Annotated in this window: 15 protein-coding genes; 1 reads left to right on the forward strand and 14 read right to left on the reverse strand. The window is 61.5% G+C overall.

The window, feature by feature from the left end:
* Nucleotides 1-11: 11 nt before the first annotated feature.
* Nucleotides 12-350: an STAS domain-containing protein gene (locus tag Q368_RS0101685; protein WP_029457002.1), complete on the reverse strand. Its 339-nt coding sequence runs from the start codon at nucleotides 348-350 to the stop codon at nucleotides 12-14.
* Between the two features lie 103 nt (nucleotides 351-453).
* A complete protein-coding gene (locus Q368_RS0101690; protein WP_029457003.1) occupies nucleotides 454-1,389 on the reverse strand; it encodes a ParB/RepB/Spo0J family partition protein in 936 nt (311 codons plus the stop codon).
* 310 nt (nucleotides 1,390-1,699) lie between these two features.
* Between Q368_RS0101690 and Q368_RS0101695 the strand changes: the two genes are divergently transcribed.
* Nucleotides 1,700-2,131 (forward strand): hypothetical protein, encoded by a 432-nt coding sequence (locus Q368_RS0101695; RefSeq protein ID WP_029457004.1) that lies wholly within the window; start codon nucleotides 1,700-1,702, stop codon nucleotides 2,129-2,131.
* Nucleotides 2,132-2,199: 68 nt separating this feature from the next.
* Here the strand turns inward: Q368_RS0101695 and Q368_RS0101700 are convergent, their stop codons facing one another.
* The 12 genes from Q368_RS0101700 to dnaN all read right to left on the reverse strand — a co-directional run bounded on the left by Q368_RS0101700 (nucleotide 2,200) and on the right by dnaN (nucleotide 16,845).
* On the reverse strand, nucleotides 2,200-2,973 hold the full coding sequence (locus Q368_RS0101700; RefSeq protein ID WP_029457005.1) for a ParA family protein: 774 nt from the start codon (nucleotides 2,971-2,973) through the stop codon (nucleotides 2,200-2,202).
* 76 nt (nucleotides 2,974-3,049) lie between these two features.
* Entirely contained in the window at nucleotides 3,050-3,340 is a 291-nt protein-coding gene (locus Q368_RS0101705; protein WP_029457006.1) for a GAK system XXXCH domain-containing protein, read from the reverse strand.
* 75 nt (nucleotides 3,341-3,415) lie between these two features.
* The gene (locus Q368_RS0101710; protein WP_029457007.1) at nucleotides 3,416-4,423 is read right to left on the reverse strand and encodes an NAD-dependent epimerase; all 1,008 of its coding nucleotides are present in this window, start codon (nucleotides 4,421-4,423) and stop codon (nucleotides 3,416-3,418) included.
* Between the two features lie 62 nt (nucleotides 4,424-4,485).
* Nucleotides 4,486-5,340: a slipin family protein gene (locus Q368_RS0101715; protein ID WP_169740585.1), complete on the reverse strand. Its 855-nt coding sequence runs from the start codon at nucleotides 5,338-5,340 to the stop codon at nucleotides 4,486-4,488.
* 27 nt (nucleotides 5,341-5,367) lie between these two features.
* Nucleotides 5,368-6,708: an NfeD family protein gene (locus tag Q368_RS0101720; protein WP_052359968.1), complete on the reverse strand. Its 1,341-nt coding sequence runs from the start codon at nucleotides 6,706-6,708 to the stop codon at nucleotides 5,368-5,370.
* Nucleotides 6,680-7,318, reverse strand: coding sequence for a hypothetical protein (locus Q368_RS0101725; RefSeq protein ID WP_029457010.1), 639 nt, complete (start codon nucleotides 7,316-7,318; stop codon nucleotides 6,680-6,682). The genes Q368_RS0101720 and Q368_RS0101725 overlap by 29 nt, the downstream gene beginning before the upstream one ends.
* On the reverse strand, nucleotides 7,294-8,514 hold the full coding sequence (coaBC, locus tag Q368_RS0101730) for a bifunctional phosphopantothenoylcysteine decarboxylase/phosphopantothenate--cysteine ligase CoaBC (RefSeq protein ID WP_029457011.1): 1,221 nt from the start codon (nucleotides 8,512-8,514) through the stop codon (nucleotides 7,294-7,296). The genes Q368_RS0101725 and coaBC overlap by 25 nt, the downstream gene beginning before the upstream one ends.
* A 26-nt stretch (nucleotides 8,515-8,540) precedes the next feature.
* The gene (locus tag Q368_RS0101735) at nucleotides 8,541-9,422 is read right to left on the reverse strand and encodes a PilZ domain-containing protein (protein WP_029457012.1); all 882 of its coding nucleotides are present in this window, start codon (nucleotides 9,420-9,422) and stop codon (nucleotides 8,541-8,543) included.
* 406 nt (nucleotides 9,423-9,828) lie between these two features.
* The gene (locus Q368_RS0101740; RefSeq protein WP_052359969.1) at nucleotides 9,829-10,641 is read right to left on the reverse strand and encodes a tetratricopeptide repeat protein; all 813 of its coding nucleotides are present in this window, start codon (nucleotides 10,639-10,641) and stop codon (nucleotides 9,829-9,831) included.
* A complete protein-coding gene (gene gyrA / locus Q368_RS0101745; protein ID WP_029457014.1) occupies nucleotides 10,617-13,073 on the reverse strand; it encodes a DNA gyrase subunit A in 2,457 nt (818 codons plus the stop codon). The genes Q368_RS0101740 and gyrA overlap by 25 nt, the downstream gene beginning before the upstream one ends.
* A gap of 179 nt (nucleotides 13,074-13,252) precedes the next feature.
* Nucleotides 13,253-15,658 (reverse strand): DNA topoisomerase (ATP-hydrolyzing) subunit B, encoded by a 2,406-nt coding sequence (gene gyrB / locus Q368_RS0101750; RefSeq protein WP_029457015.1) that lies wholly within the window; start codon nucleotides 15,656-15,658, stop codon nucleotides 13,253-13,255.
* Nucleotides 15,655-16,845 carry a DNA polymerase III subunit beta gene (dnaN, locus tag Q368_RS0101755; protein ID WP_029457016.1) on the reverse strand — a complete coding sequence of 397 codons (1,191 nt, stop codon included), beginning with the start codon at nucleotides 16,843-16,845 and terminating at the stop codon, nucleotides 15,655-15,657. Before dnaN ends, gyrB begins: the two co-directional genes overlap by 4 nt.
* Between the last annotated feature and the right edge of the window lie 111 nt (nucleotides 16,846-16,956).

Raw genomic sequence — 16,956 nt, forward strand, 5'->3', positions numbered from 1 at the left:
GCCGCCTTCGCCTACGCCTCTTCGGGCAGACCGAACATTTCCCCGAGCTGGGTGAGTTGCAGCAGTTTGCGCACCTGCGGCGCAATGGAACGGATGCGCACGCTCCGGCCGTTTTCCTGCAGATGCCTGCGCGCCTCGAGCAACAGGGCCAGTCCCGAACTGTCGATGTAGGTCAGATCGGCCATGTCCAGGACGAGGTCACCCGTCTCCTTTTCCGTCAGTTGCAGCAGGCGCTCCCGCACGGCAGGCGTCACGGAAAAATCGATTTCCCCGGCCAGGACGAGCACACCCGGTGCGTCGCCTTTGTCGATCCGCCAGCCGGCGGCCTGTCCTTTTTCCTTGTCGCTCAAAACAGTTCCCGCCTTTGCCGCGCCGCCGGGGCGCATGACTTTTCCACCGGCCCGCATCCGTGGCGGACCAGTCGCATCCATCGTTGCGGCGCGAACACCCGGGTCATTCGCCCGATGCGCCCGTAGCGATCAATCCGGCCAACCCGAAATGGTCGAGCAGGCCTTCGAGCTCGCGACGCGAACTGAAATGGAACGTGATCTTGCCATGGTCCGGCGTGCCCGAAGCCTTGGCCAGCACGCCCGCGCTTTGCGTCAGCGGCCCTTCCAGTTCCTGAAACGCCTTGTCCTTGACCGTACGCGTCCTTTCCCGGCGCGTCTCGGCTTTTTTCGCCTCCGCGCGCTGTTGCGGCAACGCACCGTTGACCTTGGCGTAGGCCACGGCCTCCTCGGCCTCGCGCACACTGCACCCGGTTTCGCGCATCCGCTGCCAGAGCGATTCGCGCAATTCGGGGTCCGTCAGCGCGAGCAGGGCGCGCGCGTGACCGGCCGTCAGCGCACCGGCGGCAAGATCCGCACGCATGGGCTCGGGCAACTGGAGCAGGCGCAGGCTGTTGGCCACGGCCGGGCGGCTTTTGCCCACCTTTTTCGCCAGGGACTCCTGGCTCAGGCCGAAGCGCTCGACGAGGAGCTGGTAGCCGGACGCCTCTTCCATGGGGTTCAAATCTTCGCGCTGGAGGTTTTCCACGAGCGCCAGTGCGAACATCTGTTCGTCATCCACCTCGCGCACGATGACCGCGATCTCGGTCAAGCCGGCGAGTTTCGCCGCGCGCCAGCGGCGCTCGCCCGCGATGATTTCGTGGCTGACGGTCCCAGAACCTGCAACCGGGCGCACGAGCACGGGCTGGAGCAGCCCCTGTTCGCGGATGGACTGCGCCAGTTCCTCCAGCGCCTCGGGCGCAAAATCACGCCTGGGCTGCTGTGGATTGGGCCGCACGGCCGCAAGGGGCAAAGTGCTCGCCTGTTCTTTGGCTTCCTCTTCCCGGTACCCGCCAAGCAGGGCCTCGAGTCCCCGTCCCAATCCCTTCTGCGCCTGCGCCATGCGCGTTTTCCTTTTTGCATATGCAAGCCGGTCGGGGAGGATGCCTCCGACGGCCAAAGGGTTCTTGCCCTCTGGACTCCCCTCCAGGAGACATGCGCACGCGCCACGTCCTGGAAGGCTCATCCGTCTTGCAAAGGTCATTCGTGTTTTGAAACACTGTGCCGCTTTTCAGGCAACAGTAGTTCGTTTCGCGATCCGCCGACTTCCATGCCCCGGCATCGCCCTTGACGCGGCCGGCCCATGCGCTACCATGAAATGCATCTATTTCGCGCGGCAGGCGACACTCCGCCATCCGCCCAAGGAGACATCCGTGCCCCCGATTTCGCCCCATCTGCTGGAACTGTTCGATGCCGCCGGCGCGCCGCGCGGCCTGCTTCTTAGCCCCGAACTCTGGGCCAAGGTCCGCGACGACGTGCTGCCGCGGCTGACGAAGGCGCTCTACGTCCTGGACCCCGCCTGCCGTCCGGAACCCGAAGAACGCCCGGAGCCCATGGCGGAATGGGAAACACTGCTCCAGTATTGGGATTTCACCTATCCGCCGGCCTACGACGTTTCCTGCGCCCATTGCGGCGCGTCCACCCCGGACTGGCGCGCGGACGAACCGCGCAAGTTCCGGTTGCGAAACGCCAATCTCGGAGGACTCGTAACCTTCCAGTGCCAGACCTGCAAGTCCCTGGTGCTCAAAAAGCATTTCAAGAAGCATCTCACTGTGGAATGCCTGCCGTATGTCGAACGCTGCTGAACACTGCTGTTTCCCACGCAAAAAAGGCCGTCCCGAGGGGCGGCCTTTTTTGCGCGCGGAAGAATTTTCTACGCGCCCACGGGCTGGCGGCGGACCACTTCCTGGGCCAAAGAGAGGTAGGCTTCCGCGCCCCGGGACTTGATGTCGTGGGTAAGCACGGGCTTGCCGTAGCTCGGTGCTTCGGACAGACGGATATTGCGGGGGATAAGCGTCTGGAAATAGAGCTTCGGAAAGCACTTCCAGACTTCGCGCTTGACGTGGCGGTTGAGCTTGTTGCGGCCGTCGTACATGGTGAGCACGACGCCGAGCAGGGTCAAACGGTTGTTGAGACGCTTGCGCACCTGGTCGTAGGTGCGCAGGAGCTGGGCCACACCTTCCAGTGCGTAGTACTCGCACTGGAGCGGCACGAGCATTTCCGTGGCCGCGCACAGGGCGTTGAGCGTCACGATGCCAAGCGACGGCGGGCAGTCGAGGAGCACGTAGTCGTAGGCGTCGGCAAGCCGTTCGACCACGGCGCGCAGGTAGTATTCCCGCCGGGGCTTGTCCACCAGCTCGATATCCGCGGCCACAAGGTCTGGACCCGACGGCAGCACCTTGAGGCAGGGCAGTTCCGTGCCCACCACGGCCTGGGCGGCGCGCTCGGGTTCGTAGAGCACGGAGTAGAGATTTTCGCTGACTTTTTCGGGGTAGATGGACAACCCGCTGCCGGCGTTGGCCTGCGGGTCGCAGTCAATCAGCAGGGTTTTTTTTTCCATGACCGCCAGGGAAGCGGCCAAGTTCACGGCCGTGGTGGTTTTACCCACCCCGCCTTTCTGGTTGGCGATGACAATCACGCGCGCCATGCCGTTCCTCCCGGGCCGCAAGCGGCCCTCTCCGAATATCCCGACGCCGGGTGCTGTTTCACGTGAAACAGACGGTCTAGTCGCGGAACGTGCGGTGGCAGAACGCCTGGGCGTCGTCCAGGGATTCGACGAGCATGACGCAGCCTTCCACGTCATGCTTCTTCACGGCATTGAGCAGTTGGCCGGCGAGATGCGAAAAGTCCTCAGCTTCGTCCATCCAATCCTCATCTGCCAGTTGGTGCATCTTGCGAGCCAACCGAACAAGGCGATTGACAGATTCTTCTTCAGGCAGATTCGCTTCGGCGACCTGGCTCTGGATGAGCGTGAAAACTTTTTCAAGATCACGTTTCGTGGTCTGGAATTCCATCTCCCGAGTCCGTCCTTCAGGCGGTTTCATTGGTTGCTTGGAAAGGATTAGGTGACTGTACGCATCCTGTCAATATCAAGAGCAATAATATTCACGATACCATTCGATGAAACGCGCTATGCCTGTTTCAAGAGGCGTGCCGGGCTGAAATCCGACGTCGCGGACGAGATCGTCCACATTGGCGCAGGTGGCCGGAACGTCGCCTGGTTGCAAAGGCAGCATCTCCATAATGGCTTTCTTTCCCAAAGCCTGTTCGATGCATTCAATGAAACGCATCAAGGAGACGCTGTTGTTATTGCCGATGTTATAGAGACGATAGGGGGCGACACTGGTGCTCGGATCGGGCGTGGCAGGATTCCAGCTCGGATTCGGTGTCGCCGTATTGAGCGTCACGCGGACGACGCCTTCGACGATGTCATCAATGTAGGTGAAATCACGCTCCATACGGCCTTCATTGAAGACCTGGATCGGCTTGTCCTCAAGGATGGCCTTGGTAAAGAGAAAAAGGGCCATATCCGGGCGACCCCAGGGACCGTACACCGTGAAAAAGCGCAGACCCGTGCAGGGAAGACCGAAAAGATAACTGTAGGAGTGGGCCATCAGTTCGTTTGATTTCTTGGACGCCGCATAGAGGCTGATAGGATGGTCCACGTTGTCGTGCACGGAAAACGGCATCGTCGTATTGAGACCGTAGACGGAACTGGAAGAAGCGAAAACAAAATGCTGGACCTTGTGGTGGCGGCAGTTTTCCAGGATGTTGTAATAGCCGATGATGTTGGCGTTGATGTAATCGTCGGGGTGCGTCAGGCTGTGCCGTACGCCGGCTTGCGCGGCCAGGTTGACAACATGCGTGAAACCGCTGGCGTCAAACAGGGCGTTCATTGCGGCACGGTCGGCCATTTCGGCTTTGACGAACGTAAACGCCGGGTTCTCCCCGAGAATCTTCAGCCTGTCCTGCTTGAGCGCCACGGAATAGTACGGGCTCAAGTTGTCGAGGCCGGTGACGGTAAAGCCCATGGACAGGAAACGGCGACACAGGTGGAAGCCGATAAATCCGGCCGCGCCGGTTACAAGGATGTTCATGGTTCCTTTGGGTGGCGGTTGCACGCTCGCATCTGCGAGGCGGTCGTGGCCCATCGGCGGGATCACGCGTCGCCGTCTTGAGTCGTGTCCTGCACGCTGGTTTCGGTTTCTGCGGCGAAAGCCGGGCTCAGGGGTGCGGCGTTCGGGACAGGTACCTTTCCGTCCTGTCCGCCGTGGGCTGGAACATGAAAAAAAGCCCGGATAAAATCAAGAGGGATAGGCAAAATTGTAGCCGCATGGCTCTCGGAGGCCATCTCGCGCATGGTCTGGAGATAGCGCAATTGCAGGGCTTCCGGGCGCACGGCGATGATTTCCGCGGCCTGGGCCAGACGGGTGGCGGCCTGGAACTCACCTTCGGCGTTGATAACCTTGGCCCGGCGTTCGCGTTCCGCCTCGGCCTGCTTGGCCATGGCGCGCTGCATTTCCTGGGGCAGGTCGATGTACTTGAGTTCCACGTTGGCGACCTTGATGCCCCAGGGGCCGGCGTGCTGGTCCAGGATGGACTGGACCTGCTCGTTGACCTTGTCGCGGTGGGCAAGGATCTCGTCGAGCTCCACGCCGCCGCACACGCTGCGAAGGGTCGTCTGGGAGATCTGCGATGTGGCGTACATGTAGTCCTCGACTTCGAGAATGGCCTTGATCGGGTCGATGACGCGGAAATAGACCACGGCATTGACCTTGATGCTCACGTTGTCGCGGGTGATGACGTCCTGGTTGGGCACATCCATGGCGAAGGTGCGCAGCGAGACTTTCGTCATGCGGTCGATGACAGGAAAAAGAAGGATAAGCCCCGGCCCCTTGGCCCCGATTACGCGGCCGAGACGGAAAATGACGCCGCGCTCGTACTCATTGAGGACGCGGAGCGAGGCGAAAACCAGAAAAAGGACAATGGCCGCCAGAGGTAGAAATGTAAACATGGCTTCCTCCAAAGCGTTAGTGGGCGTTCAGGCTCGTCCGTCGGTATCGACGGTAACGACAAGAAGCATGTCCTTGATCGCGACAACGCGGACCGTGCCGCCGGATTGCGGTGTCACAGCGCTTGTACCGGGTTCGAGGACGGCGTCCCAGATTTCCCCGTGCAAAAAGACCTTGCCACTGTTGGCGCTCCAGTGCCGCACCTGCGCGGCCTTGCCGACAAGCTCGCTGACGCCCGTGCGGGGGCGCAGACGCTGTGCCTTGGCCAGCAGCCAGACCGCAAGGGAAAGCAGGACGCAGACACCGATGACCGTCGGCGCAATGAGCGAAAGGGGCAGTCCGTCCACGCCCTGGCCACGAAAGAGCAGCAGCGAGCCGAAAAAAAGCGCCGCCAGCCCCGAGAGGCTGAGCAATCCGTAACTCGTCACATGGATTTCCAGCAGAAAGAGCCCGCCGCCGAAGAGAAGCAAAAGCAGGCCGGCGGCGTTGGTCGGCAGCACGGACAAGGCGTAGAGCGCGAGCAGCAGGCTCAATCCTCCGGCCACACCCGGCAAAATGACTCCTGGGGTCGAAAGCTCGAAAAAGACGCCGGCCACGCCGATAAGGAGCAGGATGTAGGCGACCTGGGGATTGAGCAGCCAGGAGAGGAACGCATGCCGCCAGGACGGTTCCTGCGTGACAATGCGCACCTGGGACGGTGTGAAGCGCAGGACGGCACCGTCTGTGGCAAGGCCGCGTTTGCCGATCTGTTCGAGCAGGTCGGTACGGTCCACGGCAAGGTAGTCCACGACGCGCCGGCTGACGGCTTCCGCGGCGGTCATGTTGGCCGCTTCGGTCACGGCGCGCTGGTACCACGTGGCATCGCGGCCCGTGGCCTCGGCCAGGGAGCGCACCAGGCTCGTCAGGTCGTTTTGCACCTTGGCGTTGATCGTTTTCCCCATGTCCTCGCCGCCAAGGCCTACGGGCGAAGCCGAACCGATGGTCGTCTGCGGGGCCATGGCGTTAATTTGCGCCGCAGCCATGAGAAAGACCCCGGCCGAGGCCGCGCGCGCGCCGGACGGCGCGACATAGAGGACAACCGGCACAGGCGACTGGCGAATGGATTTAACCATGCGACGCATGATTTCCACGCTGCCCCCCGGAGTGTCGAGTTGTACAAGAACGAGGGCTGCGCCTTGTTTGTCGGCAACAAGCAGGCCTTCGTCGAGAAAGTCAGCCGCTACCGGAGTGATGGCGCCGTCGAGGGAGAGGGTGATGGCCGTAAGGGATGTGTCACGGGACGCGGCCTTGTCAGAGGCAGCCTGCGCCACCGTCGCGGTGAAAAGCAAGCAAAAGAGCAGTTCAAGGTGAAGCCAAAGACGCCACGACATGGTCCCAGACCTCCTTGTCGCCTTGGAGCAGGGTATCGGGATCGGGCAAGGACAAGAGTTGCAGGGAAACATCGGTCAGGCGTTGCGCCTTGAGCATATCCCCCATGGCCGGGTCGAACACGGCCAGCACGCGTGGGCCAAGCAGGCGCAACCCAGCAAGAAAAATCGTCTGATCGCGTTGCGGATCGTCAGAATCCGGCAGGTGCATGGGCCAGAAGGCCACGGCGTTTTTCCCGGCAAGGCCGCAGGATACGAGCAGTTTACGCCAGAGCGGTCCGCGCCTGGGGTCGGCGTGGCCGGTCATGTCCTCGCCCAGGGCGGCATAGGTGATGACAAAGGCCGGATGGGTCGGTGCCTTGGCGAAAAGCGCGGGCCAGGGCGCGGGCCAGGAGGCCGGGTCGTCGGAGACGGCGTCCGGCGCAGCCGCTGCGGCAGGGGAGACGGAAGGGTCTTCCGGTGCGCAAGACTCGCCGGCCGCCGAGAAAACCTGTGTCGGTTGCGGCGAAGAAACGGTCTGTGCTTCGGGATCGAGGTAAAAATAGCGCACTCCGGCCAGTTGCCAGATGCGCAGGCGTTCGGGAACGTCTAGGAGGGAATCGTGAAGTCCCATATTTTCCAGGCCATATCCGTTTTGGGCAGTTTCTCCCAGGTTTCCTCGCGCCCGTCGGCAGCAAGGGCCAGGGCGGTGTTGCTGGAAGAAGCGAACCCTGCTTCAACGCTGCCGATGGGGTTGGCGATGATGATGTCGCAGCGTTTGCGTGTGAGTTTTCCCTGGGCGTTTTCACGGAGTTTCTCGGTCTCCGCGCAAAATCCGACCAGTGTCTGCCCAGGCATTTTGGATTGCCCCATTGCAGAAAGAATATCACGTGTGGGCGAAAAGACCAGGGGGGGACCTTCGTCAGCCGATTCCTTCTTGAATTTGCCGCCTCCGGGCAGGGGAGTGGGCGCGAAGTCAGCCACGGCGGCGGTCATGACGCCGTAATCGCTTTGCCCCCAGACTTCGAGGCAGGCATCGTACATCTGGGCGGCGGAAGTGACGGCGACCGTATGCACCGATTCCGGAAACCACCAGGAGACAGGGCCGTGGACCACGGTCACGTCCGCGCCGCGCAGCCAGGCGGCCATGGCCACGCATGCGCCCATGAGCCCGGTCGAGGGATTGGACCAGAAGCGGGCGGCGTCGAAATATTCGCGTGTGGGCCCTAGGCTGACCAGCACCTTTTTCCCGGCCATGTCCTGCGGCGTGAGCGTGCGCAGGATGGCCATGCCAATGGCGTGTTCTTCGGCGAGTCGGCCCTGACCCGTTTCGCCGCAGGCCATTTCGCCGCAGTCGGGCGTCACGCCGATGACGCCGCGCGCAAGAAGCGTCTCCCAATTGGCTTGGGTGGCCGTGGCGTTCCACAGACGCGGGTTCATAGCCGGCGCGACCACGACAGGTCCCTCGAAGGCCAGCAATTGGCAGGAAAGAAGCGTGTCGGCCATGCCGTGGGCCATGCGGGCGATGGTATTGGCCGTGGCCGGTACCACGGCAAAAGTGTCGGCGGCCTGGGCCGGGCCGAGATGGGCGAAGGAAGCGGCCTCGGAGGCGAACATGCCTGCCAGCACGGGATCGGCCCCCAGGGCCTCGAAGGAAAGGGGGGTAACGAAATGCGTGGCCGCCTCGGTCAGGGTGACGCCGACCGAGACGCCGGCGGCAAGCAGGCGGCGCATAAGCGAAAGCGCCTTGAAGGCCGCGATGGAGCCGGTCACGCCAAGGTGCACGTGACGTCCCTGATAGCCGGTGAAAAGGCAATGGGTGTCGTTCATGGAAGTTCCGTAGATGCTGGCAAGCGCTAGCCCGCGAGCCCTTTACTGCGGTAGAGGGCAATATGCCACTCATAAATACGCTGGGCGAGGTCGTCGATGACGTTGTCCGTGATCTTGCTCCATTCCACCTTGCCGCTTTCCTCCTGGCGTACGCCGTTGGCGATGAATTCCAGGCCCATGACGACTTCGCCGGAAACGGGATCGCGCTGCACGTTGTTTATCTTGCACACGAGCCAGTATTCCTTGCGCAATCTGGGGATTTCTTCGGCAAACGTGGAAAAGAAGATGAACCGATGCCCCTTTTGGGGATCGAGCTGCTGTTCCTTGAGCAGCGACCTGTGCAGGGAAAGGCGCAACCCGCCTGCGGAAAGATTGTCCAGTATGGCATGGTTGGCCTTGAAATGCGAATGCCCGATGGTCGGTTTGGCGATGTCAAAGCCGCCGCTGGCGTCGTATTTCCAGAGTGCGATATGGGAAAACTGCTCAAGATTCGGTTTCATGCGCAGGCTTTTGCGGCGCTGCGCTCCTTGCAGGGAGGTCGGAAAGGCGACGGCGATCTGTGGCAGTTTGTCAGGGAGTTGGCGGACGCGTAGAATCGTGGTCGTAAAATTGTAAAAGATTTCCCGGTGCCGGTCTTCGCGTTCCACAATACGGAAAAAACAGGTGATGGTCTGATCGACAAAGCGTTCCTTGATATTGGACAAGCCGCTCAATTCCAGAACAAGGCCACTGTTATTGAGAGCGATGATCGTACCGGACACGCCTTTGAGATTGGACGTGCGTTCGTCAAACTGGATGTGGATCTTCGACCGCTGCAGAAGGGCAAGATCGAGGATGGCGGCATTTTTTTGCCGTATCTGGTCTTCTTCCTTGGAAGAAGTCAGTTTGCGAAAAATATCCAGTCCCATGGCAATTTCGCCCGCCTGCGCAAACCGTGCGCGCCATCACCGCAAGCGGGTGATTCGCGTCTGTCCGGGGGGGCCGCCCTGAAAGCGGCTAGAAATTTCATCGCACGTAAAGGATGGTGGCACCAATACTGGAAATAGCGACGCTTGTCGTGCCCTTTGCCGCCCGTCAGTTGGCATTTTCAAAACCCGCGACCGGTTCTGATGCTTGTTTAACATACTGAAAAAAACGATCCAGGCAAACGAGGCGTTTTGCCGGAAACACCTTGTTTTGCCAGGCGCAAAAACCACGCCTATTTTCAGAGCAAAAAACGTTCCTAGAAAAATCACCTAGTAGGAACCATAGACAGGGTTTCTGGCGACATCACAGAAAATTCTAATAAGTTCAAATAGTAACTCAAAATATACTTCATTTTGAATTGGAATGCAGCGCCTTCAATTGCTGCTCGATGACTTGGGGATTGGGATAGAGCGGACGCAGCGATTCCAGAATTTGCGCCGCCGCTGCCGTTTCGCGTTTTTCCTGGAGCAGGGATGCCAGGGCAAATCCGGCACTGGCGCGCAGGGCCTGGGGATATGCGTCCGTTTCGTAGACTTCGCGCAGCAGGGTTTGCGCCTGAGGTTTCTGCCCCAGTCGCAGCTGCAACAGGCCAAGCTCCAGAGTCAATTTCGCCTTGAGTTCCGGCGCAAGGGGTGTGGCGAAGGTTTGTCGCAAGAGCGCCAGGGCTCCTGCGTCGTCGTGTGCCTCCAGGCGGGAATGCGCGTACTCGAGGACAATATCGACGCGCAGGGCCTGGGACAGCGCGTCGTTCTCCAGCAGCTTGGCGTAGAGGCTGCCGGCCTTGTCGTATTCCTTGAGCGCGGTGCGCATCCGGGCCGCGCGCAAAAGGAGCAGAGAGGCCGTTTCCGGGTCGCCGCCGTATTCGAGGAGCGAGGATTCGAGAAGTTTTGCCGTCTTCGCCGGGGCATTGCGCACATACTGGCTGATGTCGGCAAGGCGTTCCCAGGCTTCCAGGCGGTAGTTCCCTTGGGGATTGGCCTGAAGGTACTTTTCGTAACGCTCTTCGGCGCGCAGGTATTCGCCGTCGATGAAGGCAGACCGGGCGGCGACGATCGAAGCGGTCTCGTCTTCGCCACTTTCGCGACAGCCGGCCTGCCCCAAAAGCAGCAAGGACAGGCCGGCAAACGCGATGGCGATCAGGAAGCGTCGCTGGAAGGACACTGTTCGGGGTCGTTGGGATCGACCAGATCAAAGCCGGTCACCGTGACGTCGTCCTCCATGCGCACGAGCATGACACCCTGCGTCGCGCGGCCCACGGAGCTGATGCCTGAAACGGAAAGCCGGATGATCTTGTTGGCCGAGGTGAGCAGCAACATCTCGTCTTCGGGGCTGACCATGACCGCGCCGATGACCTGCCCGGTTTTCGGCGTCACACGCATGTTGATGACGCCCATGCCGCCGCGGTTGCGCACCGGATAATGTTCGACGGAGGTCCGCTTGCCGTAGCCGTTGGCCGAGATGGTCAGCACTTCGTCGCGGCCGTTGCCGGTCATGATGACCCCTGCGGCCACACGGTCGGTTCCTTTAAGCGCAATGCCCTTGACTCCTGCGGCAGCGCGGCCGGTGGGCCGAATGCCGGAGATGTGGAAGCGGTTGGAAAGGCCCTGGTTCGTGGCAAGCAGCACCTCGGCCTTGTCGTCGATTTCCTTGACCGTGAGCAACTCGTCGCCTTCCTTGAGGGTCACGGCGATGATGCCCGTGCTGCGGCAGTTCTTGTAGAGGTCCGTGCAGGAGCGCTTGACCATGCCACGGCGCGTCACGAACAGGAAATAGCGCTCGAAGGAGAATTCTCGGATGGCCAGCGCCGTAGCCACGAATTCCTCCTTGTCCATGGGCAGCAGGTTGGCGATGTGCGCGCCCTTGGCCGTGCGCTGTCCCTCGGGAATCTGGTGCACGGGCAGCATGAACATGCGGCCGAGGTTGGTAAAAAGCAGCAGTTGTTGATGGTTGGTGGTGGCGCAGAAGGACTGGACGAAATCGTCTCCCGAGGTGGAGACGCCGGCCACGCCCTTGCCGCCGCGTTTTTGCTGCTGATAGTTGTCGATCTTGGTGCGCTTTATGTAGCCGCGACGCGACAGCGTGATGACCACGTCCTCGTCGGGGATGAGGTCGAGGATGTTGATTCCTTCGAGGTCCTCGAGAACTTCGGTCTTGCGCGGCGTGGCGTAGCGTTCCTTGATCTCCGTGATCTCGTCGCGGATGACGCCGCGCAGCACTTCCTCGTTTTCGAGGATCGAGCGCAGGTACTCGATGAGTTTGATGAGTTCGTTGTACTCGTCGATGAGCTTCTGGCGCTCGAGGTTGGTCAGGCGTTGCAAGCGCATGTCCAGGATGGCCTGGGCCTGCCGTTCGGACAGGCCGAAGCGTTCCATCAGGCGTTCCCGCGCTTCCACGGCGTTCTTGGACGCCCGGATGATGGACACGACCTCGTCGATGTTATCCAGCGCGATGCGCAGGCCTTCGAGGATGTGGGCGCGTTCCTCGGATTTGCGCAGGTCGAAGGCCGTGCGGCGCAGGACCACTTCCCGGCGGTGGGACAGGAAGTGCTCGAGTACCTGTTGCAGATTGAGCAATGCCGGCCGGTTGTCGGCGACGACCAGCATGTTGATGCCGAAAGACGTCTCAAGCGGCGTGTACTTGTACAGGGCATTGATGACGATGTCCGGGATGGTGCCCTTTTTCAGGTCGAGCACGATGCGGATGCCGCGACGGTCTGATTCGTCGCGCAGATCGGAAACGCCCTCGATGCGGTGGTCGTTGATGAGTGCCGCGATCTTTTCCACCAGCGACGACTTGTTGAGCGCGTAGGGAATCTCGCGGATGACGATGGCCTGCAAGTCCTTCTTGCGGTCCTCGATCTCCACCTTGCCCCGGATTTTGATGCTGCCGCGACCGGTGGTATAGGCCTCAATCAGGCCCTTGCCACCGTAGATGGATGCGCCCGTGGGGAAATCCGGGCCTTTGACCAGACCGATGATTTCCTTGATGTCGCAGTGGGGGTTGTCGAGCTGGTGCAGCAGGCCGTCGCAGAGTTCGCCCAGGTTGTGGGGAGGAATGTTCGTGGCCATGCCCACGGCGATGCCCGAGGAACCGTTTAGGAGCAGGTTCGGCACCTTGGTCGGCAGGACCTCGGGTTCGTTTAAGGAGTTGTCGTAGTTGGGCCGGAACCCGACGGTCTCCTTCTCGATGTCGGCGAGGAATTCGCCGGCCAGGCGGGACATGCGCACTTCGGTGTACCGCATGGCCGCCGCGGCGTCGCCGTCGATGGAGCCGAAGTTGCCCTGGCCGTCCACGATGGGGTCGCGCATGGAGAAATCCTGGGCCATGCGCACCAGGGCATCGTACACGGACTGGTCGCCGTGGGGATGGTATTTACCGATGACGTCACCGACGACGCGGGCGGATTTCTTGTAGGGCCGGTTGAACGTGTTGGACAGCTCGTGCATGGCGTAAAGGATGCGCCGGTGCACGGGTTTGAGGCCGTCGCGCACGTCCGGGATCGCCCGGCCGATGATGACGCTCAAGGAGTATTCCAGATAGGACTTCTTGAGCTCTTCCTCGATGTTGATCACATTGCTCACGGTATGCTCCATGATGGGTATGCCGATACTGCCGTCGACCGGTGAGATTTCCTCCGGCCTCTGGATAAGGGATCGCCGCTGCTGGAACCCGACCCGGGCTCACACCAGCCACCCCCCCTTTAAAAGTCTTTGGAAAGGGGCTTGGGGGAAACCTTTCTCCGGAAAGGTTTCCCCCAACTCTTCTCTCCCCCTTAAATATCCAACTCTCGCACCGACAGCGCGTTGCGTTCGATGAAATTGCGACGGCCTTCGACCTTTTCGCCCATGAGCTGGTCGAAAATATCGTTGGCCTCGCCCGCGTCTTCGATATTGACCTGCAGGAAGCTGCGCTTTTCCGGGTTCATGGTGGTTTCCCAGAGCTGCTCCGGGTTCATCTCGCCAAGACCCTTGTAGCGCTGGATGTTGACCCCCTTGAGCGCATCGTCCATGAGCGCCTTGTAGAGGTCGAAGAAACCGGGGACCTCGCGCGATTCCTCCTTGCGCACGATACGCAGCGGCAGCTCGGGGCAGTCGGCCAGCAGCAGCCCGTAGTTCTCGTGGGCGTGGCGGTAGAGCTTGGAGCTGAAAAACTCCACGGCGATGCGGTGCCGGGCCTGTTTCTGGTTGATGAACACGGCGAAGAGCCGTTTTTCATCTTCGAGTTCCTCGGTTTCGATTTCGAGGTGGTAGCCTTTCCCGGCCAGATAGGCCGCAAGAGCCGGCGGGATGCCGTCTCCGGCGAATTCCGAGGGCGTGAGGCGATCATAGCCGAGCAGGCCTGTGAGCAGGTCGTCAGGCAGGCCGTAGCTGGCCGCCTCGTAAATGCGCGCTTCCAGGGCATGGATGCGGTCGAGCAGATTGGTCAGTTCCTCGCCGGCAAAGGTCTTTTCGCCGGAAGCCACGGTCACGTCCTGGCCGATGCGGCCCATGAGGAACTGGGACAGTTCCTCGTCGTCCTTGATGAAACGCTCGAAATCGCCCTTAAACACGCGGTACAGGGGCGGCTGGGCGATGTAGACGTAGCCGTTTTGGATGAGCTTCTCGTAGCGGCGGTAGAAGAAGGTGAGAAGCAGTGTGCGGATGTGCGCGCCGTCCACGTCGGCGTCGGTCATGATGACGATCTTGTGGTAGCGCAGGCGGGCGTAGTTCTCGGCTTCCTTTTCCTCGTCCTCCTCACCCATGGCCGGAGTCGGGCCCATGGCGGTGATGAGGTTCCGGATTTCCTTGTTGCCGAGCATCTTGTCCGTGCGCGTGCGCTCGACGTTCAGGATCTTGCCCCGAAGCGGCAGGATGGCCTGGAAGCGCGGATCGCGCCCCTGCTTGGCCGAGCCGCCGGCCGAGTCGCCCTCGACGATGAAGAGTTCCGATTCCTCGGGGTTCTTGCTCTGGCAGTCGGCGAGCTTGCCGGGCAGGGAATGGTCGGACAGCGCGCCCTTGCGGCGCACGAGCTCCTTGGCCTTGCGCGCGGCCTCGCGGGCCCGGGCCGCGTCCACGGCCTTTTCCACGATGGCCTTGGCGTCCTTGGGATTCTCCTCGAAGTGCACGTTGATCGCTTCGAACACGACCTTGGCCACGATGCCGGCCACTTCGGAGTTGCCGAGCTTGGTCTTGGTCTGGCCCTCGAACTGCGGTCCGGGGAGCTTGACCGAGACAACGGCGGTAAGGCCTTCGCGCACGTCGTCGCCGGTGAGCTTCTGCTTGAATTTCTTGGGGATGTCCGCCTTTTCGATATAGGCGTTGATCGCCCGCGTCAGCGCCGTCTTGAAGCCGGCCAGATGCGTGCCGCCTTCGCGCGTGCGAATGTTGTTGGCGAAGGTGAGGACTTCTTCCTTGTAGTTCGCGTTGTATTGCAGGGCGAAGTCCGTGACCACGCCGTCGATTTCCCCCAGGCCCTCGATGATGTCGTGAATGGGCTGTTCGCCGGCGTTGAGGTCGGCCACGAAGCGCTTGAGCCCGCCGTCGAAACGGTAGGTCACGCGTTCGTTGCTGCGTTCGTCGCGGAAATCGAGTTCCAGGCCCCGGTTCAAGTAGGCGAGCTCCTCGAAACGCTTGGCCAGGGTCTCGTGGGAGAACTGGTTGGTCTCGAAGATCTCCTCGTCGGGCTTGAAGCGCACGGTGGTGCCTGTCGATTCGGCTTCGCCGATAATCGTGAGCTGCGTGACCGGCACGCCACGCTCGTAGCGCTGATGGTACTTCTTGCCGTTGCGGCGCACCGTGACCTCGAGGTACTCCGAGAGGGCGTTGACCACGGAGACGCCGACGCCGTGCAGGCCGCCCGAGACCTTGTAGGTCTCGTTGTCGAACTTGCCGCCGGCATGGAGCACGGTCATGACGACTTCGACCGCGGGACGGTGCTCCTTGGGATGCATGTCCACGGGGATGCCGCGGCCGTTGTCCGAGACGGTCACGGAGTTGTCCAGGTGGATGGCCACGGTGATGCGGTCACAGTAGCCGGCCATGGACTCGTCGATGGAGTTGTCCACGACCTCGTAGACCAGGTGGTGCAGGCCCCGGGCATCGGTCGAGCCGATGTACATGGCCGGGCGCTTGCGCACGGCCGAAAGCCCTTCCAGGACGGTGATGGAGCTGGCGTCGTACGACGTCTTGTCCTGACTCATGCGATATCTTCCTCGCTATAGTACGTCTCTTCCACAATTTTCATGGGCATGATGATGACCAGGCATTCGGGATCCTCTTCGCCGGTGATGCCGCAGGGGCCTTCCGACCCGGTCAGGGTCAGGGTCACGCGGGCGGCGTTGAAATGCCCGAGGATGTCGATGATGTCCTTGGTGGGGAAAGCCACCTTCTCGAGTTCGCCCGAAAAGACGCATTCCAGGGTTTCCGCGGCCTCGCCCGCCTCCTGGCCCTGGCTGCGCAGGGAGAGTTCGGTGGGGCTGTCGAACAGGAAATAGGCGCAGCGGTTGTTGTCGGTGTTGAAGATGGCCACGCGCTCCAGGGCGTCCACCAGTTCCAGACGGTCGATGGACAGCGTGGAAACGCCCTCGGTCTTGAGCTTGGAAACGAAGGTATTGTAATCCGGATACTGGTAATAGCTCAAGGGCAGGCTGAAGGTCTCGATTTTGGGCGCGGCGGCCTCGTCGGCCGGGTCCTTCTGCTGAGTGCGAAAGAAAAGCCGCTTCTGGCTGATGGCCAGTTCGATTTCGTCGGCCGTGAGCCAGCGCTTGAGTTCGGCCACGTATTTCTTCTGGATGAGGATGCCGTCTTCGGGGAGCAGGGCGTGGACGTCGTCGTTGAAAAACCCGACCAGCGAGAACTGGTGGCCGTTGAGGCCGCAGACTTCCACCTTGGCCTCGGGCGCGGGCTTTAAGAACATGCAGGCCATGGCCTCCATGGTGTCCTCGTCGGAGATGCAATAGGCCACGCGGTCGATCAGCTCCTGGAGGAAGTCGCCGGACCAGGTGACGGCTTCGGCGTCGGGGAAGGGCGAGAAGCTCTGGAACCAGTTGCGGTCGGACACGGGCAGCTTGTAGCGCCGCGTGCCCTGTTTGATGAGCAGGTTGCCCGAGGCGGCGTCGAGGGTCAGGCCGATCTCGCCCGGGGGGAGCTTGCGCACCAGTTCGAAGAAGTTCTTGCCCTGCACGCCGCAAAGGCCCTCCTCGGTGACCTTGGCCGCGTACTGGCCGGTGAATTCCAGGCTCGAATCCGTGGACAGGATGCGCAGTACGCCCGAGGCGGCCTCGAGCCAGATGGTGCGCAGGAAGGCCGCCCCGGTCTTGGCCGGGATGATGGCCGACGATTTTTGCAGGCCGTCGATGATGTCGTTTCGAAAGACCTTCAGTTGCATGGGCGTCTCCTTAACCGGCGCTGCCGCGCGGCGTTGTTGCGTAGAAAGCCGGGCTTGAAGCCTCCGGCGTCCAAAGGGCTGGCGCCCTCTGGACGCCCGTTTCGGGAAATG

The organism is Solidesulfovibrio alcoholivorans DSM 5433, from assembly GCF_000702665.1.
Taxonomy (GTDB): domain Bacteria; phylum Desulfobacterota; class Desulfovibrionia; order Desulfovibrionales; family Desulfovibrionaceae; genus Solidesulfovibrio; species Solidesulfovibrio alcoholivorans.

What these genes read in the sequence shown, in the direction of transcription:
- Q368_RS0101690 (WP_029457003.1), bottom strand. Translation starts at nt 1,389, where the DNA reads ATGGCGCAGGCGCAGAAGGGATTGGGACGGGGACTCGAGGCCCTGCTT.
- Q368_RS0101700 (WP_029457005.1), bottom strand. Translation starts at nt 2,973, where the DNA reads ATGGCGCGCGTGATTGTCATCGCCAACCAGAAAGGCGGGGTGGGTAAA.
- Q368_RS0101705 (WP_029457006.1), bottom strand. Translation starts at nt 3,340, where the DNA reads ATGGAATTCCAGACCACGAAACGTGATCTTGAAAAAGTTTTCACGCTC.
- Q368_RS0101710 (WP_029457007.1), bottom strand. Translation starts at nt 4,423, where the DNA reads ATGAACATCCTTGTAACCGGCGCGGCCGGATTTATCGGCTTCCACCTG.
- Q368_RS0101715 (WP_169740585.1), bottom strand. Translation starts at nt 5,340, where the DNA reads ATGTTTACATTTCTACCTCTGGCGGCCATTGTCCTTTTTCTGGTTTTC.
- Q368_RS0101720 (WP_052359968.1), bottom strand. Translation starts at nt 6,708, where the DNA reads ATGTCGTGGCGTCTTTGGCTTCACCTTGAACTGCTCTTTTGCTTGCTT.
- Q368_RS0101725 (WP_029457010.1), bottom strand. Translation starts at nt 7,318, where the DNA reads ATGGGACTTCACGATTCCCTCCTAGACGTTCCCGAACGCCTGCGCATC.
- coaBC (WP_029457011.1), bottom strand. Translation starts at nt 8,514, where the DNA reads ATGAACGACACCCATTGCCTTTTCACCGGCTATCAGGGACGTCACGTG.
- Q368_RS0101735 (WP_029457012.1), bottom strand. Translation starts at nt 9,422, where the DNA reads ATGGGACTGGATATTTTTCGCAAACTGACTTCTTCCAAGGAAGAAGAC.
- gyrA (WP_029457014.1), bottom strand. Translation starts at nt 13,073, where the DNA reads ATGGAGCATACCGTGAGCAATGTGATCAACATCGAGGAAGAGCTCAAG.
- gyrB (WP_029457015.1), bottom strand. Translation starts at nt 15,658, where the DNA reads ATGAGTCAGGACAAGACGTCGTACGACGCCAGCTCCATCACCGTCCTG.
- dnaN (WP_029457016.1), bottom strand. Translation starts at nt 16,845, where the DNA reads ATGCAACTGAAGGTCTTTCGAAACGACATCATCGACGGCCTGCAAAAA.